12 protein-coding genes are annotated in these 24,840 nt (G+C 33.6%); 3 read left to right on the top strand and 9 right to left on the bottom strand.

Features of this window, described 5'->3' with window-relative positions:
* Window positions 1-68 precede the first annotated feature (68 nt).
* From Q0871_RS06290 to Q0871_RS06270, 5 genes are all read right to left on the bottom strand, one after another.
* Window positions 69-860, bottom strand: coding sequence for a polysaccharide biosynthesis/export family protein (locus Q0871_RS06290; RefSeq protein WP_299319628.1), 792 nt, complete (start codon window positions 858-860; stop codon window positions 69-71).
* A 202-nt stretch (window positions 861-1,062) separates the two neighbouring features.
* A complete protein-coding gene (locus Q0871_RS06285; protein WP_299319624.1) occupies window positions 1,063-1,755 on the bottom strand; it encodes a 4'-phosphopantetheinyl transferase superfamily protein in 693 nt (230 codons plus the stop codon).
* A gap of 36 nt (window positions 1,756-1,791) precedes the next feature.
* Complete coding sequence (locus tag Q0871_RS06280) at window positions 1,792-9,180, bottom strand: non-ribosomal peptide synthetase/type I polyketide synthase (RefSeq protein WP_299319622.1); 7,389 nt, start codon at window positions 9,178-9,180, stop codon at window positions 1,792-1,794.
* Between the two features lie 474 nt (window positions 9,181-9,654).
* Entirely contained in the window at window positions 9,655-13,611 is a 3,957-nt protein-coding gene (locus tag Q0871_RS06275) for a non-ribosomal peptide synthetase (protein ID WP_299319620.1), read from the bottom strand.
* Window positions 13,612-14,109: 498 nt separating this feature from the next.
* On the bottom strand, window positions 14,110-14,364 hold the full coding sequence (locus Q0871_RS06270; RefSeq protein ID WP_299319616.1) for a hypothetical protein: 255 nt from the start codon (window positions 14,362-14,364) through the stop codon (window positions 14,110-14,112).
* Window positions 14,365-15,241: 877 nt separating this feature from the next.
* Here Q0871_RS06270 and gmd point away from each other — a divergent pair.
* The 3 genes from gmd to Q0871_RS06255 all read left to right on the top strand — a co-directional run bounded on the left by gmd (window position 15,242) and on the right by Q0871_RS06255 (window position 18,962).
* Window positions 15,242-16,354, top strand: coding sequence for a GDP-mannose 4,6-dehydratase (gene gmd, locus Q0871_RS06265; RefSeq protein WP_299319613.1), 1,113 nt, complete (start codon window positions 15,242-15,244; stop codon window positions 16,352-16,354).
* Window positions 16,355-16,401: 47 nt separating this feature from the next.
* Entirely contained in the window at window positions 16,402-17,493 is a 1,092-nt protein-coding gene (locus tag Q0871_RS06260; RefSeq protein ID WP_299319610.1) for a GDP-L-fucose synthase, read from the top strand.
* A gap of 122 nt (window positions 17,494-17,615) precedes the next feature.
* Window positions 17,616-18,962 carry an undecaprenyl-phosphate glucose phosphotransferase gene (locus Q0871_RS06255; RefSeq protein WP_299319607.1) on the top strand — a complete coding sequence of 449 codons (1,347 nt, stop codon included), beginning with the start codon at window positions 17,616-17,618 and terminating at the stop codon, window positions 18,960-18,962.
* Here Q0871_RS06255 and Q0871_RS06250 read toward each other — a convergent pair whose 3' ends face one another.
* From Q0871_RS06250 to Q0871_RS06235, 4 genes are all read right to left on the bottom strand, one after another.
* Window positions 18,963-19,832: a DUF808 domain-containing protein gene (locus tag Q0871_RS06250; RefSeq protein WP_299319604.1), complete on the bottom strand. Its 870-nt coding sequence runs from the start codon at window positions 19,830-19,832 to the stop codon at window positions 18,963-18,965. It abuts the gene before it with no gap.
* A 292-nt stretch (window positions 19,833-20,124) separates the two neighbouring features.
* On the bottom strand, window positions 20,125-20,508 hold the full coding sequence (locus tag Q0871_RS06245) for a hypothetical protein (protein WP_299319600.1): 384 nt from the start codon (window positions 20,506-20,508) through the stop codon (window positions 20,125-20,127).
* Between the two features lie 288 nt (window positions 20,509-20,796).
* Window positions 20,797-23,148 carry a tyrosine-protein kinase domain-containing protein gene (locus tag Q0871_RS06240; RefSeq protein ID WP_299319597.1) on the bottom strand — a complete coding sequence of 784 codons (2,352 nt, stop codon included), beginning with the start codon at window positions 23,146-23,148 and terminating at the stop codon, window positions 20,797-20,799.
* 182 nt (window positions 23,149-23,330) lie between these two features.
* Window positions 23,331-24,683, bottom strand: coding sequence for an exopolysaccharide biosynthesis polyprenyl glycosylphosphotransferase (locus Q0871_RS06235; protein WP_299319593.1), 1,353 nt, complete (start codon window positions 24,681-24,683; stop codon window positions 23,331-23,333).
* Window positions 24,684-24,840 lie beyond the last annotated feature (157 nt).

The raw sequence follows: 24,840 nt of genomic DNA, 5'->3' as shown, positions 1-24,840 counted from the left end.
ACCAGTGTAGTTATTTTAAAAACACTAGACCTTGTACAAACCGTTTATTTATAATATTCTTTTGAGTTTTACTTAAAAGTAGAAATTGAGATTACTGCTAATGATAACGAACCTAATATTACTGAAAACCATTGGGCAGCGTTAGATGTATTTCTAACCTTTCTATCGTTAGGTTGTACATAAACGATATCATTAGGTCTTAAGTAGTAATTTGGAGATGTAAAAAGTTCATCTGATGTTAAATCAATTCTTTTAGTACTCTTAACCCCATCTTCTTCACTAATCAACAAAACATTATTTCTCTGTGCGTAAATGGTCATATCACCTGCCATACCTAAAGCTTCTAGTAAAGTTACTTTCTCATTAGGAATGGTAAATACTGCAGGCTGATTTACTTCACCTAATACGGAAACCTTGAAATTCATAAATCGAATATCTACAATCGGCTCCATTAATAACCTTTTAGAGATCAATTCACCTCTAATATATTCTCTAAGCTCTTTTTTGGTTAACCCAGAAACTTCAATTTTACCTAAAACCGGAAAACGTATAAAACCATCTTGGTCGATTAAATATCCAATAGGTTGCGCACCACCAGCATTATTGGCTAGATTGAACATCTCTGTTACCTCTGCATTTAAACTAGTAATATTTATGCTTAATAAATCGTTCTTCTGTAATATCGGTTCTAATGGTTCAAAATAAGTAGCAAACGAATTGTTTCCTACCTCATTAAAGTAAGAAGATTTTTTTGCACTACCACAAGATGAAATTTGTAATGCAACTAATACTAACAAAGAGTATTTAAGTACGTTTACTCTTGTCTTTTTTAGGTTAAATGGGGAAATAATAACTTTCATAAATAAAATAATTTGACGCTTATAGTTAGTAAACATGGTAAGGTTCAAAATTACTTCAAACAAAAATCTGTTTCACATTAATTCCGACATCATCGTTTATAAAATCGTCGTAATTAAGAAAAACGGCAATTCAACCTTTTTATGAAAGCAGTTGCTATATTTAAGTAGACACTTTAACGGCCACATACGATGTTTACCGCAATTATCGAAAAGACTTTAAGCTATTTACCGACCCAAAATCAGTAAGTAATGCAGATTTTAGGCCTATTATCCTTACATCATCTTCATGAATTAAGCTTTGTGTCGCCATATGACACTTGTAGTCAACATCTATACTGATTTCATTTAGATAATAAGACTGGTCAGCAATGACTGTAGATTGTTCGCTGATTTCAAAGGAATGTAAAGGTATATGCAAGCCAGACCCGTTAGATTTAACGACAGCTTCTTTTTGGGTCCAATACGTATAGAACTGCTCTACTACTTTTGGTGCCCCAAGTATAGTTTCATATTCTGACCGAGAGAATTGCTCTTTAAAATCTTGAATATTGATATCACTGATTTTCTCAACATCAATGCCAATATCACCCACCGATGTAATTGCGCAAACAATTACATCATTGGAGTGTGAAATGTTGAATTGAATAGATGAATTCTCTAAAAAGGGCTTTTTGTCCTTTGAGAAACTCATCTTGAGGTTATTTATATCTACTTGATACAAATTCTGTAATCCGTAAGCTAATAGCAACCTACCAAGTATTGTAGATTTTGAATCTTGCCAACGTTTATATTTAGAAAACTTGTTTACAAACTCCATTGAGAAACGATGCTTTGCCTCAGCAAAAAAAGAATCGTTGCCTTCATCGGTTAAATAAGTAAACAATACATGTGTCATCTAAATGGTCATAATTATTTCTAAATCTATCTATTTTTAAATATCGATTTTCATATAGCCACTTTCTTGACTCGCATCTGCTACATACCATGCCGGCTGACCCTTTTCATCTCTACCCAAACGTGCACCAGGTACTGGAGGCGTATTTAATTTATCAAAAGATGATTGTGAACTAGCAACATGATTACCGTTTACCCCTTCCTTAGAAAGGATTCCTACAGTTACTAATTCATCTATAGAAGACAATAGTATTTTCTTTAAGAAATCAACATCATCGCTCGTATACGCAGTGGTTAAGAAACAAGGGAAGCCGTCCCAAATATGAATTCCTTTTTCACGCATACTAACAAATAGTAATTCTGAATACGGAATATCTTTCTTGAATTTCAATCTCCATAACGATCCAAAATAAGTAATTTCTATGGGGAGTCCGCTTTTCGTAAAAGTATCATTCAAGCTTTTGGCCATACGTTCTGTCATAGCAGAAACATTTGCCTGCAGACTTGAACCTTGTTCTTTCATATGAAGTAAGGCTGCCTTTGATGAAGCTAAAGCCAAAGGATGACGAACAAAAGTACCTGCAAAATAGGTTACACCTACTTCAGGATAAGAATCGTCACCATATTGCCAAAATCCGCCATCAAGCGCATCCATATATTCTTTTTTACCTACAATGGCACCAATGGAAACTCCGCCGCCAATAACTTTACCATAAGTAGCTAAATCTGCCTTGACATCAAATAATGCCTGAGCACCACCTGGGTGCATTCTAAAGCCGGTTATCACCTCATCGAAAATAAAAGCAATCTCTTCTTTAGTAGTTAGTTCTCTTACATTCTTTATAAATTCTATAGGTTGAAACTCTGGTCTACGACTTTGAACAGGTTCTATAAGTACCCCTGCAATTTCATGAGCTCTCTCCTTTATTATTTGTAAACTTTCATCCGTTCCATAATCAAGAATCAACATATTTTGAACTGCTTCTGGAAGTATACCTGCAGCAGCCGGAAACGTTTTTTTCTTTTGGGAACCTCTTACAATACCCTCATCATTAATACCATGGTAAGCACCGGTAAAAGCCACAATTAGTGAACGCCCGGTAACCGTACGTGCAATTCTCATAGCTCCAAGAACCGCTTCTGACCCCGTATTACACAAGGCAGCTCTATCATGACCCGTAAATTCGCATAAAAGTTCACAAACTTCACCTGCTAAAGGGTGTTGTGGTCCTACTTCATAACCCAACTCAATTTGGTCATGCATCGCTTTTTTAATGAAATCGGGTTGATACCCAAAAAAGCAAGAACCAAATCCATTTAAGGCATCTATATATTCATTGCCATCTACATCCCATAGTCGGTTACCTGAAGATTTACCGATTACAACCGGATATACTAATTCTTTGGTTAACGGTTTAAAACCAGATACTACTCTAGGATCTGCCATTTTAGCTCTATTATCTTGAGCATAGTTTTTACTACCAATAGTTTTGGTATTGTACTTTATAGTAAGATCCTTTAAATACTGCGATTGCGCTTGATCTAAACCTGTAGATTGCTTTTCAATTCTTGGTGATGCACCGAACGGTTTTTTATGCTCAAGCTTCTCTTTTTCTGAACGAGAATCTAAAGTAGCCGATCCATTTACCATTTTTGCCGGAGCAGGCTTTGGAACAGCAACAGGTTGTGGAGCTGGAGCTACCGCATTACCTTGCAATAACTGAAGTTGTCTACTTAATAAGTTAAGCTGCTCACCTATTAAGCCAATAGCCGTTTGGTTCGTTGCCGAAGTATTATAATTAGCAGGAATAGCTTGTTGCACGTGATTAAAAGCGGCAACTGGTTGAGGAACTGCTTCTGCAACCGGTTGTGGCGCCATAAACTCTGCCGGCAAATTCTTATCTAAGTAATTTGCTAGAAGCTCAGGAGTGTTTATACCTTCATTAAGCTGTCTAAATGTAATCGGAATTTTGAATTCTTTTTTACAGGTAATCGCCATTTGTGTTAGAATTAAAGAATCTAATCCTAATTCTAGAAAGCTACTGTCTTTGTCGGCAACTTCAAGCTCAATTCCGTATGAATTTGAAATTAGCTCTGAAATTTTATTTAAAATAGAGACGTTTCTCATTGGTGCGGCACTTTTTGGTTTTTCTATTATTCTAGTTATGGGCTGATCGGCATTCAAATGGGTCCTTTCTTTTGGGATAGAAACCAGAGGATCGATCCAGCATGGCTTACGGTCAAAAACATAAGTTGGTAATCTCAGTTTTTGCCTTTCTTGGTTTGTATATAAGGCGTTCCAATCTATGGTAAGACCAGTTAGCCATAATTGACCTAAAGCTTTTAATACCCCGTGATAAGAATTCTCTTCTTTTTTAGGGATAGGTAATGAAGCTAAAGATTTTATATTTTTTGCGCCCTTATTCTGGCGACTTAAAGTGGTAAGCGTATTACCCGGACCCACTTCTAACAATACAACGTCTTCTAACTTCACTATGGTATCCATAGCATCTGAAAATAGTACGGTATCTCTTAGATGGTTTGTCCAATATACAGGATCAACAGCTTCTTCATTCGTAAGCCAGGTACCTGTAACGGTAGATACTATTGGTAATTCAGGTATGTTTAAATTGATATTCTTGACCACATCACCAAATTCCTCTAAAATAGGATCCATCATAGCAGAATGAAAGGCATGACTGGTAGCAATTAAACGGTATGCTAAGCTCTGCTCTTTTAGAAGCTCACTGAATTTCGTTATCTCATCGTCTTCGCCAGATACCACACAAAGTTTTCCTGAGTTTACAGCTGCTATAGATAATGTTTTAGGAAGAATTTTTTCTAAGGATTCTTGATCAATCCTCACAGTAAGCATGCTCCCTTTTGGAAGTCCGCTGACCAGAATACCCCGCATTGAAACCAATTTCAAGGCATCTTCTAAACTGAATACTCCGGCTAAATGAGCACCTACAAATTCCCCAAGGCTATGTCCGCATAATACGGTAGGCTGTATTCCCCAGCTCATCCATAATTGTGAAAGGGCATATTCTATGGTAAATAATGCAGGTTGTGTATAACGCGTATCTCTTAACTTGTTTTCCGCATCTTCAGAATTCGCATCCTGAAAAATGATTTCTCTAATATCTACCTTTATAGTTTCTACCAGTAAATCGGCACAGATATCAACAGCTTCTCTAAAAACGCTTTCCCCATCATATAGGTCTTTACCCATATTTAGATACTGAGAACCCTGACCAGGAAGTAAGAATACAATTTCACTCGGAACGTTTTTTACAATTGATGATTGCATAGCTTTTTTATCACTATCAATCAACAATGCAGAAGCGTCTTTTGTATCACTCGCTAAAATAAATCTACGATTGCTAAAACTAGCTTTAGTAGTACTTAAAGAATAGGCAACATCTGCCAAATTCAATTCTGGTTTAGTATCGATATGTTTTTTAAGTACGCTTTCGAATCCGGCTAAACTAGTTTGTATTTTTGCAGAAATAGGCAATAATTGTAACGGGCGTTGAAATTTGGAAGTCTTCTCCTCCATTTCATATTCCTCTAAAACCACATGAACATTGGTACCACCTACTCCGAATGAACTTACACCTGCTCTTCGCGGACCTTCAACTTCCCACGCGGTTAATGTATTAGTGACGTAAAACGGACTATTTTCAAAATCAATTACAGGATTAGGTTTTTCAAAACCTAAAGAAGGTGGAATTACTTTATGATTAAAGGCTAAGATTGTTTTTATAACACCGGCAACACCCGCTGCTGCAGTCATGTGCCCCATATTACTCTTTACAGAACCAAGACCACAAAAATTCTTTTTTGATTGCGCTCCAAAAGCGAGATTAAGACCATCTATTTCTATAGGATCTCCTAACGGAGTCGCTGTACCATGTGCTTCTACATAGCTAATGGTATCAGGCGAAATATTGGCATCGTCGATAGCACTTTTAATAGCATTTGCCTGACCTTCTGCACTTGGTGCCGTAAAACTTCCTTTACCACCACCATCGTTATTGATACCTACACCTTTAACAACACCATAAATAACATCTCCGTCTTTCTTAGCTTCCTCTAAATTCTTTAAAACGATTACGCCGGCGCCATCACTAAAAACAGTTCCCCTTGCTTGAGCATCAAAAGGTCTGCAATGACCATCTGTACTTAGCATAGAACCCTCTTGATAGAGGTGTCCGCTATTAATAGGAGCGGTAATACTAGAACCACCCGCCAAGGCAACTTCACAATGACCGTTACGTATAGATTCTACGGCTTCGGCAATTGCCAATAATGATGTAGAACATGCTGAATGCACACTAACCGCCGGACCTTTTAAATTTAATTGATACGCGGTTCTTGAAGCCACATAATCTTTCTCGTTCACCGTATCTAACTGCAGTTGCCCAATGCTTTCTACGACCTCACTATTTGGCAATACATTCTTTTTATAATAGGTATTTGTACCTGTACCAGCATATACTCCTACCCTACCTGTATAATGTTCCGGTAAGTGACCAGATTCTTCAAGAGCTTCCCAAGCCAATTCTAAAAATAGACGTTGTTGGGGATCCATAGCTTCTGCCAATTTAGGCGTTAAACCAAAGAAACGGGCATCGAACATTTTTGCAGAAGGCACAACACCCCTTGCAGCAACATATAAAGGATCGTTTCGTAAAGATGCCGGAATACTTTGATCTAATTCTTCTTTCGTGAAAAATGAAATCGTTTCTTTTCCATTTTTTAAGACATCCCAAAATTCATCAATGGTATTTACACCAGGAAACCGACCTGCCATACCCACAATAGCAACATCGTTAGACTGGTTTTTATTTTTTACTTTGCGTTTACTAGAAAACAATGCTGTCTTCTTATCGCCTCCCATAAATTCTGAAAGAGCTGCAATAGTAGTATGCTGGTATAATTTGGTTACCGGTATTCTTACTTGAAGCGTTTTCATGATAGCATTAACTACCTTTTGTGCTACAATAGAAGTACCGCCCATTTCAAAGAAGTTATCATCTAAACCAATACCTGATACTTTTAGTTCTTTTTCCCAAATACTGGCAAGACCTTTTTCAACCTTTGTTCGTGGCTTTCTAAATATGACGTCTGAAGTTGATCTAACGTAGCTTGGCTCCGGTAATTTTTCTTTATCTATTTTACCGTTTGAGTTTGTTGGAAACTCATCTACCCACATAAAAAATGTAGGTACCATAAACTCTGGTAGTTTCTCAACAAGTTCTTTTCTAATACTACTTATTTCAGGTTTTTCACCTTCAGCTAAAAGGTAGGCGACCAATCTGGCTTCACCTTCTTCATTTGTATTAGGCAAGACCACGGTACGTTTTATACCCGAAATGGCATCAATAGAAGATTCAATTTCCCCTAATTCCACTCTGTGTCCACGAATCTTAACTTGGTGATCTATTCTACCAATGTATTCTAAGGTTCCGTCGGCAAGCCTTCTTACCAAATCACCTGAACGATACATTTTTTCTCCCTGTTCAAAAGGATTATCTATAAATTTCTGATCGGTCAGTTCAGGTCTGTTCAAATAACCTCTTGCCAAACCATGACCAGAAATACATAATTCACCAATAACACCAATAGGTTGTAATTGGTTATTGGTATTTACCACATGAGAAGATAATGTTGATATGCAATTACCAATATTAGAAACATTGGTTCTAATATCTTCATCATCAATAATATTAAAGGTTGTAAATATGGTCGTTTCTGTAATACCGTACCCATTTACAAATTGAATACTTGGAAACTTACGATACCATTTTTCTAGATACTTAGGAAATAGTGCCTCACCGCCAAAAATGACATATCGCAAGTTTAAATCGATATCACCCGAAGGTAGACTACCCATAATGTTTAAAAAGGAAGATGGTGTTTGATTTAAAATCGTCACCTTTTCTTTAATCACTAAAGACATGAATTCGTATGGGTCCTTAATCACCTCTTTTGAAGGAATAATAAGCTTACCTCCAAACAACAAAGCTCCGTACATTTCCCAAACCGAGAAATCGAAACAATACGAATGGAACATGGTCCAAACATCATTCTCATTAAAATCATAGAACTGATTGTCGTTGACGAACAGACTAACAATATTTCTATGTTCTAATTGTACACCTTTAGGCTTACCCGTAGTACCAGAAGTATAAATAATATATATTAAATCGTTAGGCTCTAATTTGATGTCTTTAACATCTTCAGTAGAATACGTATCACGAGTTGCCTTAAATTCTTCTATTGCGGCTGCATCAACAGTAAAATCGCAATTACTATCTTCTTTAATGTAATCGATTCGCTCAATAGGGTAATTAGGATCTACCGGCACATATACTGCCCCAGCCTTCATAATACCCATCATACTTACGATCAACCATTCGCTACGTTCTAATAGTAAACAAGCAAAATCACCTTTGGTGGCGCCATGTTTTTTAATAAGATAGTCTGCAAATTGATTCGATATTTTATGTAGCTCATCATATGTTAAACTAGTACCGCCATAAACTACAGCAGTATTATTAGGAGTCTTAGCAGCCTGTTCATTTAAAAGATCAACAATAGTTTTCTCTCTTGGATAGTTTACAGCAGGCTTGTTAAAATCGCTCAACAAAGTATCGCGTTCTTTTTTAGAAAGGAAATCAATATTTCCTACAGGAGTTGATGGCTGCTCAATTAAACGTGACACTAAAGTCTTAAAGTGAACCATGAACTGTTGAATCAAATCTTTATCGAAAATATTTTCATTGAAAACAACATCTAATTTGAAATGTTCATCAGCAAGGTGTAATACTACCTTGATATTTGAATTAGAATCAACAGTACCAATAAACTCAATGGCATCAGTAACACTAATATCTTTTGAAATAACAGATTGATCTTTTTGAGAATTTATAGACAGAACAAAATCTAAAATAGCATTTTCCCCGTTCTCTTTTACAAGATTGAAATCTTTAATAAATTTATCGGTAGGATATATATTCGCTTTATTTGAAGCAAGTATTTTTTTTGTTTGATTGCTTAACGTATTAAAGTCTACAGCAGGAGCTATAGTATTTCTAAATAGAAATAAATTATTTTGCTTATTATCGTTATCATCAATGGTTAAACCAAAAGCGATATCTAATTGATTAGTGTATCTCTGTAGCTGAACACTTAATGCAGTAATTAAAAAAGACTCTATGCTATCTTTAGCTGTATAAGCTTTTATTTGGCTAGTTACATCAGCAGAAAAATGAGTACGCAACGTTGATCCTTGACCTACGCTTTCTTTTACGGTAAGCTTTCTACTTGGCAGGTCTAATAATTTTACATCATCTAATAAAATATTCTTCCAATATGCTATTGTAGAATCAGTTATTAAATTCACTTTTTTGGCTTCCATTGTAAAATAATAATTAGGTATAGACTTGTGGGTTTCCTATTTACATATCGGTTAAAGAAAAAATATCAATCTTCTTCAAACAGTTTATGAATAACTTCATAATTAAATAAAAATTTTAGTCTTGTCGTGTACTTAAAGTACAACTCAATAAAAAATCTGAACAAATAATGTAAATATTCAATGAAGTAAAACTACAGAATATCATGAACATTTCAATCTTACAAAAGATTTAAAGTAGTTGAAATACACTCAATATTTCAATATAATAAATTGATAATCAATTAATTATAATTTTTATGCGGTTACTTCATTTATTTTATGATCAGAAAATTTCATCGACAAATAAATGACGTTCTTCGAAACTCAAATAGGTTTTAAAAATGTTGGAATAATTCTATGGATTATGTACAGATATCTTCGGTCAATGGTTTTGCCTAAATCATCATTACGTCTATAATTTACTACCTTATAACCTTAAACATTTTTATCAAGAACCTTTTGCAAGGTGGTGGCTAAAACCATATCATTAGGCGGGCTAAACATACTCAGGTGATCTCCTGGCACATAATGTAGCTCAATTCCGTTTTCCGCAAATGATTTCCAGCCAAGATTTACACTATCGTGCGTGTAATCAATTACATCTTCGATTCTAAATAAGTCGACCTTTATAGGCAATGGTTTTAAATGATAGCTATCAACAACTTTATTATGCTCAATAATTCGGCTTTCATACTCCCAATCATAATCCGTTTTGGATACTGTAGCTTTATCCTTCTTTAATCTTAAGTACAATTTCTTCAAGTTAGCTTTAGTGACTCCAATTCTATATTTAAACCCTTCTACACTTGATAATTGCTTTAAAACATGCAGGGTCTTGTTAGCCAAATAATTACCATAAGCTATCTTTTTACCTAAACTGGTACTTTTACCATAATGGGCATATGCGTAGGTATCTAACAATACCAAAGCAGAAATCTCTTCCCCTTTTGCCATTAATTGTTTTGCCATTTCATAGGCGATTATACCCCCAGAAGAATAACCCGCTAATTGATAAGGTCCTTTTGGTTGTGTTGCCAAAAGAGACTCATTATAATGTGCTGCTATTTCTTCTACAGAAGTCAATAATTCTTCCTTACCATCTAAACCTTTAGCCTGAAAAGCATAAATAGGCTGATCAGGATCGATATTATGCTTTAGGGTTTTAAATGAAAGTATATTTAACCCTGCACCGTGTACTATAAATAGTGGTGTTTTAGATCCGTTTTTTTGAATGGGCACCATTGAATCCCAGGTTACGGTATTCTCCTCAATCTTTAACAAACTAGCCAGACTTTTAACCGTTGAATATTCGAATAAAGAGGATAATGGCAAGCGTTGACCAGATTTTTCTTCTAGCCTAGTCATTACTTTTGCCGCAATCAACGAATGCCCACCTAATTCAAAGAAATCATCGTTTAGGTTAACATTGTCTAAAAACAAACACTCTTTCCATACTTCAGAAACTAATTTTTCAGCCTTTGTAAACGGTTGAATAGTCTCTATTTTATTAGTGATAACATTTGTGTCTTCTGGCAGACTTTTTCTATCTAATTTACCATTTAAGGTAATTGGTAATTCATCTAATTTAATATAATCATGAGGCAACATAAAAACTGGTAATTCCGCTGCTAATTGCTTTTTCCAAAGCGTAACATCAGTATTCCAATCGCTGCCTTCATAAACTACATAAGCTTTTAACGCATTATTTCTAACATCTGTAGCAACTGATTGAATCCCTTTGAGTTTACTTAAAGAATGCTCAATCTCACCTAATTCAATTCTATGTCCGCGAACTTTTACTTGACCATCTTTACGACCCAAACATTCGATCTGACCTTTTGGCAAAAGCTTACCTAAATCGCCAGACAAATACATTTTAGTGGTCGTTTCTGCTTGAAAAGTATTGTTCACGAAACGCTCATTGGTCAGTTCTTCTTGTCCTAAATATCCATTGGTCACCCCGTCACCGCCAATTACGATTTCTCCGACTTCCCCGGTTCTCACTGGTTTACCGTTAGCATCTAGAATATAAATATCTGTATTTGCAATAGGCTTGCCTATGGTAATAGGATCATCTTGATCTGTAATTTTAGTAAGTATGCAGCAAACAGTAGTTTCCGTCGGACCATAAATATTCCATACTTCATCAACCTTTTCTAGCAACTTTAATGAAAGTGCTTTAGAAACCGGTTCGCCACCAATAAGTGCTTTAATATGCAATGGTTTTTTCCAACCAGAGTCTAATAAAATTTGCCATATTGTTGGTGTTCCCCAAATAACGGTAATGTTATCTTCAATTGCTTTTTGTAATAATAGGTGTCCATCTTTTCTTGTTTCCTCATCGACTAATACCACACTGGCACCATGAACCAATGGCAAGAAAATCTCCATCACCATTGCATCAAAAGAGATGGTTGTGGTTGCAAATATCTTATCCTTCGATGTAATACCAGGCTCATTGCCCATTGAAAACAAAAGGTTTACAACATTATTATGAGTGACCTGAACTCCCTTTGGCTTTCCTGTAGATCCAGAAGTATATATAATGTAAGCTCCTTCATCAGAAGCTACGCTTACATCAATTATAGTTTCACTGGTTTCATTTGCTTTGACCCGTATATCTTCAATGAAAATCGTTTTAGCACCATGTTCTAGCGCCTGTTTTGATGTATCGCAAATAAAGAAAGAAGATATAGCATCTGAAATCATCAATAAAGTACGATTATCTGGGTAGCCAGTATCTATCGGCACATATCTAGCTCCACACTGAAGAATTGCAAATAGCGTCGCAATTAACTCGGGCGACCTTTCCAATGAAATAGCAACTGTATCTCCTGATCTTATGCCTTTTTCCCAAAGGTACACAGCAGTACTATTAATTTTTCGCTGCAACTCTGCATAGGTAACCTTTTCGTTTTTAAATTCTAATGCAATTGCTGTTGGCGTACTTGTAGCCTGCTTATATAACAATTCATGAAGCGTAGTATTAGGATAGTCTAATGACACTCCCGTTACAATACTATCTTCATTTGATCTGTTTAGTATTTCAGCTAATTTAGCATTAGGCTGTTCAATCAATTTATTTAAAATAGCATTGAAAGATTCGCCCATAGCATGTATGGTACTTTCTTTAAATAAGTTGGTATTATATGACCATTCTAAAACTATATTGTCTTTCGACCCTGTTGCATTCAAGAATAACTCGAAAGTTTCATACTCCCGTTCGTTACTATGGTATTGATACAAAAGGCCTTCAAAAGTAACACCATCGTCCAAATCCATATCAACATTGAATACTACAGGTACCAATGGTACTCTACCTGGAGTTCTAGGAATGTTAAGCTTTTTTAGCAAGCTACCAAATGACAATTCTTGATTCTCGAAAGCATCAAAGTTAGCAGATTTTCTTTTCTTTAAATAGTCTATAAAACTGTCGTCAATGTCCAGATTACTCTTCATCGGTAACAACTTCACACAATGCCCTACAAGATGCTTTGCGCCCATAGAAGATTGCCCTGCAACAGGCAACCCAAGTACAATACCTTCTTGCTGGGTAATCTTATATAGTAATATTTCAAAAGCGGCCATTAAGGTCAGTACCAAACTAGAGTTACCCTTAATACCTGTTTCTTTGATACCCTTTAATACACGTTTATCTAATAATTGATTAATTCGCGCACCGTTATAGGTTCTCTTGGTTATCTGTTTAAAATCTGTAGGAAGATTAGTTTTCGGTATATCGTTTTGAAAGACATTCAACCAGTATTGTTCCGTTTGATTGAATTCTGGACTTATTTTTATTTCATTTTGATGCGCCACATATTCAGTATACGGCACAGCATCAGGAAGGTTATGAGGTACATTTTTGACCTTTGCAGAGTACAAAGCTCCTAATTCTTGCATGATAATACCTAAAGACCAACCGTCACAAACAATATGATGCGTGGTCATTATAAACTGAAATTTATCAGCTTCTATTCTAAGAACCGCAAATCGTATTAATGCTTCTTTAGTTAGGTCAAATGCCTTACCAGTATCGTTTTTGGTATAATCTTTTATTGCAGCTTCCTTATCTTGAGCAGACAAACCAGCATAGTCTTGTAAATCTAAGTTTGCGATGATGGAAGCAAAAACATTAATAAACTTTCCATCGGGACTAAATACAGAACGTAAAGATTCATGTCGACTAATTAGCATGTCAACAGACCATTGCAATGCGGTAATATCTAAATCACCTTCAAATTCAATAGTTAATGAGAGGTTATACGCTTTATTTGCATCGTCACCACCAAAATAACAAGAATACCAAATCTCTTCTTGCGCATCTGTAGTATGCAGAATATGTTTTATCTCTGGACCTTCAAAAGGGTTAAAATGTGTCAGTACTTCCAAGATTGTTTAATAATATAGGTTGTTGCAATTCAAAATTTCGGGAAACCAACAGTCACAAAGATCTTATAATTTAAAGTTGCTTTAGTCTTTTAATCAGGTATTTACTACTTCAGTAAAATAAACAAAAGCTCTAGAACTTATTAAATTATCAGCATCATGGCTGTGATTAATATTTACAATTATAACATTGTGCGATAAATATATTATTAATCTATAGAATAGAAATTTAGTTTCGCTGACTTGTAGTGAATACTAGATGTGTGTTTAAATTTGAAGAAAAAGCCGAAATATTATTGAGATTTTTAAGCTTATAAACACTTAATAATTCGCTAAAAATTGAGAGTGCGATAAGCCATTACGTTTATTTTTAAAACACAAAAGTGCGGTAATGAATTACCTAAAATTCATTACCGCACTTTATATTAAGTACCAATTGAGCACTATCTATTTAAAACAGAAAACACGTTCATATAGAAAATATTCTCATCATCTAATCGCCTAAACTTTCAACAACCTTTCAGTCATAATTTTGGCGTACAAAATTTGATTTTGCTCAATGGAGTTGAATCCATTTTGAACTTTTGCACTCTTAGATTTTTCACGAACCAATACATTATCGGTCTCGTTATTCTTTGCACTTTTCTTTAACCTAAAATAAGGTTTAAGGTGCATGTAGCAATCCTCAAGAGAAACTAACTTTTTCTTCTGATAAGAAGATGCTAGTTTCCCGTTTAAAATGTTAGATATCATCATATGGTGGTTTAAGTTGATAAAATAACGGGGAAAAACAATAAAAATTTTAAATCAAAATTTAAATCCCATTCCTAATACACAAGAGATGTCTGTAAAACTTTGATGAAATAAACTTAAGCTAAATATTAATAACTACACTGCTCTTGTATGAATTTTACTAAAATTTAACATTATTTATTGCAATTTGATAACGGTATATTGGTCATTTAGGAATCTCTAGGTCAATTAAGTAAAGCTAGGGTTATTCCATATTCCACTACATATATAGTAGTTTAAATTCAATCATTACCAATGTAAATTAACTAAGCACATAGCTACAAAGTAAAATTTGACAATTACCACGAAGTCAAGTAGGGCAAAGGCTACAATACGATTACATATCACTTATCAATAATTAAATACTATAACCTATAAAGTATCCTTTATATTAAATATATCAACGATTAATTAAATGAGACATTAACAAAGAAACTCTACATTTATCCAGATATCATTACTATTACAGCACATTACTATTATGTAAATAGCACAAAAACACAGTTTAACGATTATATCATTAATTGGTCTAAGGTTTGTTTGCATTGATCTATAAAAAACAAATAATATCCTAAATTTGCTACACAACCATTAACCATAGTTAAAAGATTAAGAATTTTTACACCTAATCTAGTGACTTCCGATACTTTAATTATTGTTATCACGTTAATGGTAAAAATTGAGCTTTTGCCTTCAATAATCTAGTTATACTAATTAAGAAACAATCGTTTAATTTTCGTAAACTATTACGCTATTATTTAGATTATAGCCTAAAACGATAATACTAGGAATAGTTGAAATTTAAATTAAAAAAACATTTATAAATCCATTTTACAAGAGTATGAAAGTAGCATTAATTACCGGAGTCACAGGTCAAGACGGCGCCTATTTGAGTGAGTTTTTATTAAAAAAAGGGTATCAAGTACACGGTCTTAAAAGAAGAGCGTCTATGTTTAATACAGACAGAATTGATCACCTTTATCAAGATCCACATATTGAGAATAGAAATTTTGTACTTCACTATGGTGATATGACAGATAGTACTAATCTTATTAGATTAATACAAGAAATTCAACCAGATGAGATTTATAACCTAGCGGCAATGAGCCACGTGCAAGTATCATTTGAAGTTCCAGAATATACGGGTAATGCTGATGGTTTAGGTACTTTAAGAATTCTAGATGCTGTTCGTTTATTAGGTTTAACTGAAAAAACACGTATTTACCAGGCATCTACGTCAGAGTTGTATGGTAAAGTGCAAGAAGTTCCACAATCAGAAACTACTCCTTTTTACCCACGTAGCCCATATGCTGTTGCAAAAATGTACGCATATTGGATTACAGTAAACTACAGAGAAGCATATAACATGTTTGCATGTAACGGTATTCTTTTTAACCACGAGTCCCCTATTAGAGGAGAAACTTTTGTTACAAGAAAAATTACCAGAGCAGCTGCAAGAATTGGTTTAGGCTTACAAGACAAAATTTATTTAGGTAATCTAGATGCGCAACGAGATTGGGGTCATGCCAAAGATTATGTTCGCATGATGTGGATGATTCTTCAAGCTGATGAAGCAGAAGATTGGGTAATTGCAACGGGTAAAACTACTCCGGTACGTGAATTCGTAAGAATGGCGTTTGCAGAAATGGGTATTGAACTAGAATTTAAAGGTGAAGGTATTGAAGAGAAAGGATATGTGAAATCATGTTCAAATCCTGATATTCAAGTAGAAATAGGAAAAGAAATTCTTGCTGTTGACCCTAAATACTTTAGACCAACAGAAGTTGAATTATTAATTGGTGATGCTACAAAAGCAAATACTAAATTAGGGTGGATTCCTGAATATGACTTACAGGGGTTAGTAAAAGACATGATGACAAATGATCTTAAATTGATGCAAAAAGATCAGTACTTAAAAGATGGTGGCTACGTAACATTCAATTATTTTGAGTAAGATTTCATAAACATTTATACGTCTAATAAGTAGGTAAATTATACCAAATGTTAAATAAAGAAGCTAAAATATATATCGCAGGTCACCGAGGTCTTGTTGGCAGTGCAATCGTTAAAAATCTTGAAAGTAAGGGCTACTCAAATCTAATCTTTAAAACACATAAAGAATTAGATTTGACCAACCCAACAAAGGTTGCTGAGTTTTTTGAAACTGAGAAACCAGCATACGTCATCTTGGCTGCTGCGAAAGTTGGTGGTATTGTAGCAAACAATACTTACAGGGCAGATTTCATTTATGAGAATCTAATGATTCAAAACAATGTAATCCACCAAAGTTATCTTCATGGCGTAAAGAAGTTACTCTTTTTAGGGAGTACTTGTATTTATCCTAAAAATTGTCCTCAACCAATGAAAGAGGACTATTTATTGACAGATACGCTAGAGTACACAAACGAACCATATGCTATTGCTAAAATAGCAGGTATTAAAATGTGTGAGAGTTACAATCTGCAGTATGGCACAAACTTTATATCTGTGATGCCAACAAATTTGTACGGACCTAATGATAATTTCGATTTAGAAAAATCGCATGTATTACCTGCATTAATTAGAAAAATGCACTTAGGTAAAGCATTAGAGAATAACAATTGGGACGTTATCGCTTCAGATTTAAATGCTTTACCTATTGAAGGCGTTACTGGAAGTTCATCTAAAGAAGAAATTATTTCCGCATTGGATAAGTACGGCATTAAGATGAAAGATAATACCGTTCACTTAGAAATATGGGGTACAGGAAACCCGATGAGAGAATTTCTTTGGAGTGAAGACATGGCAGATGCCTGTGTTTTCTTAATGGAGCAACGCGATTTTAAAGATTGTTACTCGCAGGACAACAAAGAGGTTAGAAATACGCACATTAATATAGGCACCGGTATTGATATTTCAATTAAAGATTTGGCTTTGCTAATTCAGCAAACTATAGATTTTAAAGGCGAATTATATTTTAATACTGAAAAGCCAGACGGTACAATGAAAAAGTTAACAGACCCAGGCAAATTACATGACCTTGGCTGGAAACATACCATTTCATTAGAACAAGGTGTACAGCAAGTATATTCTTGGTATACCAAAAAGAATTAACCATTCTTTAAAATAACAGATTTCTATCAACCCCAAAATTTACAACTAGCCAATAGTTGCAAACTATTGGCTAGTGTAATAACCTATCATTAGCTATTTTACCAACCATTTCAAAAGCTAAAATGAAGAAATCGCTTTTTATTATACCAATCTCGTTGATAGTCCATATTTTGATTATCAACCTTACGTTATATGTATATACTCCTGAAACATACTTAAATGTATTCAGTGTATTATACTATAATATAGCTTGGTTAATAACTACTTACAGTTTAAATTTTTATCCTACTGCAAGACGAGATGGCTTTATGACCAATTTAAAAAGTTTCTTAAAACTTTTTATCATTTATGGTTTGGTTTACTTTACGTCCTTTGTTTTCTTCGGGTTAAATTCCTATTCTACCTCTCACTTATTTCATGGATATTTTCAAATTTGCGCCCTGCTAACCCTATTTAGAGTGTTATTCTATTTGGCTAGAAATATATATCGAAAAAGAGGATACAATACTACCAGAGTAGTTGTCATTGGCAGAGATAGAAATTTACCAAAACTGAAACGCATTTTTGATAATCCACAATATGGGTATTCATATATGGGTTATTTTGACAATACCAAATCTGAGAACAAATCTTGTTTAGGAGATATTGAAAGTTCTTTCAATTATATTTTTGAAAATAATGTTGAAGAAGTGTACTGTATGGCTTCTAAACTATCTAAAGCTGAAATACAGTATGTAATGAAAATTGCCGATAATAGTCTTAAAAGAATAAAGATCATTCCAGATAATAAAGAATTATTCTCTAGCGCTATGTCGATAGAATTATATGGTGCTGTTCCTATTTTAAACTTAAGGGCATCACCATTAGATTTAGATTATTCCAACATGATCAAACGTATTTTTGATATTCTAATATCAAGCTTTGCAATAGTGTTTGTGTTGTCATGGTTAACGCCGCTAGTATATATATTAATGAAAATTGATTCTAAAGGTCCGTTGTTTTTTAAACAGCAGCGCCACGGAGTCAATAGAGATGTTTTTTGGTGCTACAAATTTAGGTCCATGACCAAGAGTACTACTAGTGATACACAAATGGCTACTAAAAATGATGAAAGAGTTACTAAATTGGGTAAAATCTTAAGGAAAACAAGCATAGACGAACTACCTCAATTTTTTAATGTACTAATGGGCGACATGAGTGTTGTTGGTCCTAGACCACATATGGTTGTACATACCCAAGAGTATGAAAACTCTGTAGATAGATATTTGGTAAGGCACTTTATAAAACCAGGCATTACAGGCTTAGCTCAAATTCAAGGCTGTAGAGGAGAAATACTTGATCGTTCCGATATTGTAAATAGAGTACGGTATGATATTTTTTATATGGAAAAATGGTCTCTTGCCTTAGATGCCAAAATTGTATTCTTAACAATTTACAATGCTATTAAAGGGGAAGCCAAAGCCTATTAATTACTTCTTTTTAAATAGCATCTTAACGCCATTGAAGAGTAACAGTGCTACAAAACCTACAATTAGCCCCACCACAAACTCTACTAGCATACTAGGTACATTCGGAAGAAAATGATGAAAGAAATCAATATTATGGACAAATATTCCGCCCGAAACTAATAGTAAAGCTATAGTTCCTATAACCGACAAAGCCTTAATTACTTTAGGTAGTGCATTAACAAAGAATCGACCTATTTTATCAGAGATACTATTCTCTTCTTCGTTCAGGTTAATTAATCGTGTACCAAACTCATCCATTCGTACAATTAGCGCTACAATACCATAAACACCTACAGTAGCTAAAAGTGCCACAACAGATACTACTGCAATTTGGGTCACTAAAGGCTCTTTTATCACCGAACCTAATGCAATGATAACTATTTCAATAGATAAAATAAAATCAGTTACTATAGCAGATTTCACTTTTGTTTTCTCCAATTCCAGAATTTCTTCCTTAGTCATGGACTTCGCTTCAGCAGCTATATGGTCATGCTCATGAGGCACAAAAAATTCGTGTATTTTTTCGGCACCTTCAAATGCAAGGTAAATGCCACCTAATACTAAAACTACGGTTACCGCCCAAGGCAAAAAAGCACTTAATAAAAAGGCAATAGGCAGAATGATAATTTTGTTCAACAAAGACCCTTTGGTAATAGCCCATAATACTGGTAATTCTCGTTGAGAGACAAACCCTGATGCTTTTTCTGCATTCACGGCTAAATCATCGCCTAAAATACCAGCCGTCTTCTTAGTGGCTATTTTACTCATTGCCGCTACATCATCTAAAAGCGCTGCTACATCATCTAAAATCGCAAAAAAACCTGAAGCCATGTATTTCTAATTTTGATCAAAAATAAATTAACCAATTCATTTATGGGAATTCTATTCGTAAAAAATAACCCAACATTAATTTCTATAAATAAAAATTAATGTTGGGTTTAAAAATTTTTGTTTGAAATTGATATTAATATATTTCTATATGATAAAGAAAAATCTCATAACAAAAAGTTATATAAGTTAAGATTCCGCTTATAGACCAGCAAAAAAGTATTTGAGAAAATTTATAATGTTATCTGAGATTTCTAAGAATTGGCGTGCTCTTACTATACTTATGCTAGTATAATTACTTTTTAAAAAACCAAGTAGTAGGATTATCATCTACCTCTTGGATTTCAATTTCATCATTTTCTTTTTTCATAACAAAACTTTCATTGACAGAAGAAGTTAATACATAATTATTTTCCGATTTTTCTTCCCATATACCGATATATGCTCCACGGTCATCTAATTCGCAATTCTCTCCATTGTAATTAAGCCAAGACCATGTATTATCATCTTTAAATGTAATACGATTTCTTGTGTTACATTCGTTTTTCCCACTAACCCCATTTCTAATAACATTGACTTGTGCCCATGTATTGATCACTGGGTAGTTAATAGGTTCCTCAGCATCCTTTGAACAACAGATAAACAGAAATGAAATTGCAATTAAATATATTTTTTTCATAAAAACTTACTTTAATTAACTCTAAAATACAGATATATTTAAAATTATATCTATCTCGATTTAAACAGTGAACTAATACACTCCTAAAATTAAATCTTTTGTGACTAATAAGTATAAATAAAAGTACACTGCAATTTGATTGAGCCATCTAAGCTCGAATCTTGCATTTATCGACTATTATAAGATCGTACGTAAACTTGTAAAAAAACGACATGACCATGGTAAAATTACAAATTCAATATCAATACGAATTAGTTGGAAAACTTAAATAACAGTATTACTAAAAGTTTAAGCACCATAATCATAGCCATATCCATAAGAGGAATCTTTTGATTTTACATCATTTAAAACAAGAGCTATATTTTTAAGCTTCCTCGATTTTTCAATTTCCTCTATTAAACCGACAAAACTCTTTTTTGTTACATTAACTCTTAACATATATAAGGTTAAATCTGCATATTTGCCCATCACAAATGTATCCGCTAATTGCAGCACTGGTGCAGTATCAACAATGATATAATCAAACTGATTTTTCAATTCTTTAAACATATCACCTAACTTAACGCTTTTTAATAGCTGAATTGGGTTACTTGGAATAGCACCGGTATACATAAATTTAAGGTTGTTATGTAAATCGGTATCCTGAATGTAATCTTGAACAATTAAACTGGTATCTTTTAAGTAGGTACTCAACCCATTACCACCATCCGCATTTTTCTGATAACGATGTAATTGTGGGTTTCTTAAATCACCTCCTATTACAATTACTTTATTGCCTTCAGAAGCTAGAGTAATTCCCAGATTTACAGATGCAAAAGTCTTCCCCTCTCCTTTTAAAGATGAGGTGATAAAAATACATTTGGATGTTCCTACTGAATTCGTGTTTTCTACCAAGTGTTGAACACTAGAAGCTAGAATATTAAAAGATTCCGATAGAACTGTACGTACATTAGGTTCAATAACCGAAGACTGTTGAGGTAAAATATGAGGCAACTCACTTAAAAGCGCTAAATCTTTTGCTTCCTTTTTTACGTCCTCACTATTCTGCAATTTATCATTTAGTAGTGAAATGGCATTTATTGTTAAAAAAGGTAATAATAGCCCTATAAACAAAGCTCCCATAATCACAATTTTTGAATTAGGAGAAACCGGAGCACTCAAGGCGTAAGCTTTATCTACTATTTTTGCTTTAGGCGCACTTGCCGCTAATGACAATGAATTTTCCTCACGTTTTTGTAATAAAAAGAGATAAAGTGCCTCTTTTATATTCTGTTGACGCTCTATACCTCTATAAGCACGTTCTTGAGCCGGCACATCTGAAATTTGTGAAGCTAAAACCCCTGATTGTCGATCTAGATTATTCTTTTTAATTCTCAAATTAGACTGCATTCTACTTAAACTTTGCATTACATTATCCCTAATCTGATCTATTTCGTTAGTCAGACCTATAACTAAAGGATTTTGTTCACTTGCACTTTTTAGCAATCTATTTCTTTCTAATACTTTTGAATTAAATTCTTGAATCAAACCATTAGTACCCGAATCGTCAATACCCATATTAGTAGGTAATAAACTAGCTTTATTATTCTTGAGATGATTGACCAATGCAGTAGTCAATTCTAGCTCTGTACTAATTCGTTGCTGTTCATTATTATAATCACTTACATTCTGAACAATCAATTGAGACTCTGTTTCAATATTTGTCAATAGATTAGATTCCTTAAACTGTTCTTTACCCGTCTCAACCGAATCAAGTTCTGAATTTATAATAGCTAAACGTTCATCAATAAAGAAAGCTGTGTTACGGGCAATTAAATCTTTATCTTCAATAGCCTCTTGGTTGTATTCAAAAACCAATTGATCCAAAACGTCTTTAGCCCTTAGCGGATATTGTTCGACCAATGATAATTGAATCATTGTTGAGTTTTTATCCATAAGACCGACATTTAATCTAGCAGCTAATGATGATGCAATACTTTCTATACTATAAATTAGAACTTTCACACTTTTAAAGTTCCCTTCCTCATCAACTCGGTGTTCCGAATTTTCATTTTTCTCAATAAAAAATTTAATATACTCTAGGTCCACTATTTCACCTATTTTGCTGATTATAGTAGTATCACTATCACCCAAAACAATTTCTACCTCCTTTTCATTAAGATACCTTATTGTAAATTCATTTTTTTCTAGTTTTATAGCTTTTTTGAGTAAATTATCATCTAAGGATGCCGTTTTAATTATGTAAGGACTATTTTTATAATAATCCTTTGAAAAGAAATCCTTTGTTTGAACATATTTCACATTTAAATCTAACGCTTTTACAGCATTATGCATTAATCGTTTTGACCGTAACAAACCAAGTTCGTTTTCTATACTACTTGTTGAGAATCCACTCAATAAAGACAAATCTGCAAAACCTGAACCTGCCGCTGGACCTTTACTTTTTTCACCTTCAATAATTACGGTAGCAACAGCCATATAGTTAGATTTGGTAAAAGTCAAGTAAAGGAGTCCAAATAACATACAAAGACCTATACATGTTACAAACCAAGGCCAATAATTTAAATAACGGTCTATAATAGCTCTAAAATTAACACCTTCCGGCTCTTCTGAATAGAAATCGTAATTCTCTTTATTCATTTTAAAATTGTAATGATATTTTATATTTTTTCAATTTAACTTCTTGTCAAACATAAATATTAAAATAATGTAAACTAATTTAAGCTTCTTTAATCTTTTTTAATGCCAACCTCACTATATTATTCCCTTCTGAGAATCATTAAAAAAAATATTTAGCTATTTAAAAAGAAAAAACAGAATAATTAATACGCCTTGTCTTCCCCTTTTAAAATATTATATACGGTGTAAAACAAAATATGTAAATCCATACCCAATGACCATTTCTCGACATAAAAGATATCTAAACGAGTTCTATTTTTAATATCAGATTTTTTCAAAATCTCTCCCCTATAACCTTTTACTTGAGCCAAACCAGTGATACCTGGCTTAACAAAATGTCTTACAAGATATTTATCAACCGATTTCTCAAAATCTGAAGTGTGCACTACCATATGTGGCCTAGGACCTACAACACTCATATCACCTTTAAAAACATTAATAAATTGTGGTAATTCATCTAAACTGGTTTTACGTATAAATTTTCCAATTTTAGTGACCCTCATATCTCCTTTTTTCGCCATTACCTTATCAGAATCTGTATTTACGGTCATGGATCGATACTTATAACATGAAAATGTTTTACGCTTATATCCATGCCTAGATTGTTTAAAATAAAAGTCACCAGGAGAATCAAGCTTGATAAGAATATATAATATAGGTGTAAGCCATGAAAGAACCAAAACAATAACCAAGCTTGAAAAAATGATATCGAAGGCCCGTTTAGTTATACGTGCGTATTCCGTATCTAAAGGTACATTACGTAAATTAAGGACAGGTGTTGTACTATATGACTCTAAAGACATGGCGCGATTAAAAACGTCCATGTCATTTAATATAACCTTAAATCTTATTAAATTATTATCAGCAAAGTCTACAAAATTCTTTAATTCAGTTTCGTTAAAATTAGAAGCAACACAATAGATAATATCAACATCGTAATTTAAGATATATGCAAAACTGTTCGTTATTGGTCCTAAATAAGTCGGGCTCTTTGATTCTTTATCTGAAAAATAACCCATATAATGATACCCAAAAGAAGGGTTATCAAAAACTTTTCTGATTTTTTTTAAATTTCTATCTCTTCCTAATACAATAACTTTAACATTATTACCTCCTGTAATCCTGTATTTCCCTCTCAACCAGTAAAATACAACTCTATACCATAAAATACATAAAGTCAAAATTCCAAACACTAGATACTGGTACCCTAAAACAGCTATGGTTTCACCTTTAATTGAAAATAAAGCGAAGTAAGAAAGAAAATAAACGAAAAGGACTTGAATTATTTTATGAAACCTAGTAAAAAATAATTCCTGTCTTTCCGTTGGGTAAAAGTTCAAGAAAAATGTAATAAGCAACCAACTTAGATTGTAATAGATAATATTATAAACATTCAAATAAGTATCTGGTGTTAAAACAAATAACACCCCATTAATAATACATAAATGTACAATAATGGATATGGGTATAATAAAATCTGAATTACTATATTTCATCTATTTGTGGGGAAAGCTGTATAATACTTCGGTTTTGAATAATCAATATAACATCATGCAATATTCAAATAAAAAGTCAAAACTCACAATAAAAATCGACAAGGAGGTGTATTAATTGCTCAATAAATTTATTACAACCTATTATACATAAAAGCAT

The organism is uncultured Maribacter sp., assembly GCF_947500985.1.
In the GTDB taxonomy this organism is placed as follows: domain Bacteria; phylum Bacteroidota; class Bacteroidia; order Flavobacteriales; family Flavobacteriaceae; genus Maribacter.
Note: the sequence above shows the minus strand (reverse complement) of the source record. Positions and strands in the feature narration are given on the sequence as shown.

Bases quoted from the DNA above. Each gene is read 5' to 3' on its own strand.
- Q0871_RS06290 (WP_299319628.1), bottom strand. From the start codon at position 860: ATGAAAGTTATTATTTCCCCATTTAACCTAAAAAAGACAAGAGTAAAC.
- Q0871_RS06285 (WP_299319624.1), bottom strand. From the start codon at position 1,755: ATGACACATGTATTGTTTACTTATTTAACCGATGAAGGCAACGATTCT.
- Q0871_RS06280 (WP_299319622.1), bottom strand. From the start codon at position 9,180: ATGGAAGCCAAAAAAGTGAATTTAATAACTGATTCTACAATAGCATAT.
- Q0871_RS06270 (WP_299319616.1), bottom strand. From the start codon at position 14,364: ATGATGATATCTAACATTTTAAACGGGAAACTAGCATCTTCTTATCAG.
- gmd (WP_299319613.1), top strand. From the start codon at position 15,242: ATGAAAGTAGCATTAATTACCGGAGTCACAGGTCAAGACGGCGCCTAT.
- Q0871_RS06260 (WP_299319610.1), top strand. From the start codon at position 16,402: ATGTTAAATAAAGAAGCTAAAATATATATCGCAGGTCACCGAGGTCTT.
- Q0871_RS06255 (WP_299319607.1), top strand. From the start codon at position 17,616: ATGAAGAAATCGCTTTTTATTATACCAATCTCGTTGATAGTCCATATT.
- Q0871_RS06250 (WP_299319604.1), bottom strand. From the start codon at position 19,832: ATGGCTTCAGGTTTTTTTGCGATTTTAGATGATGTAGCAGCGCTTTTA.
- Q0871_RS06245 (WP_299319600.1), bottom strand. From the start codon at position 20,508: ATGAAAAAAATATATTTAATTGCAATTTCATTTCTGTTTATCTGTTGT.
- Q0871_RS06240 (WP_299319597.1), bottom strand. From the start codon at position 23,148: ATGAATAAAGAGAATTACGATTTCTATTCAGAAGAGCCGGAAGGTGTT.
- Q0871_RS06235 (WP_299319593.1), bottom strand. From the start codon at position 24,683: ATGAAATATAGTAATTCAGATTTTATTATACCCATATCCATTATTGTA.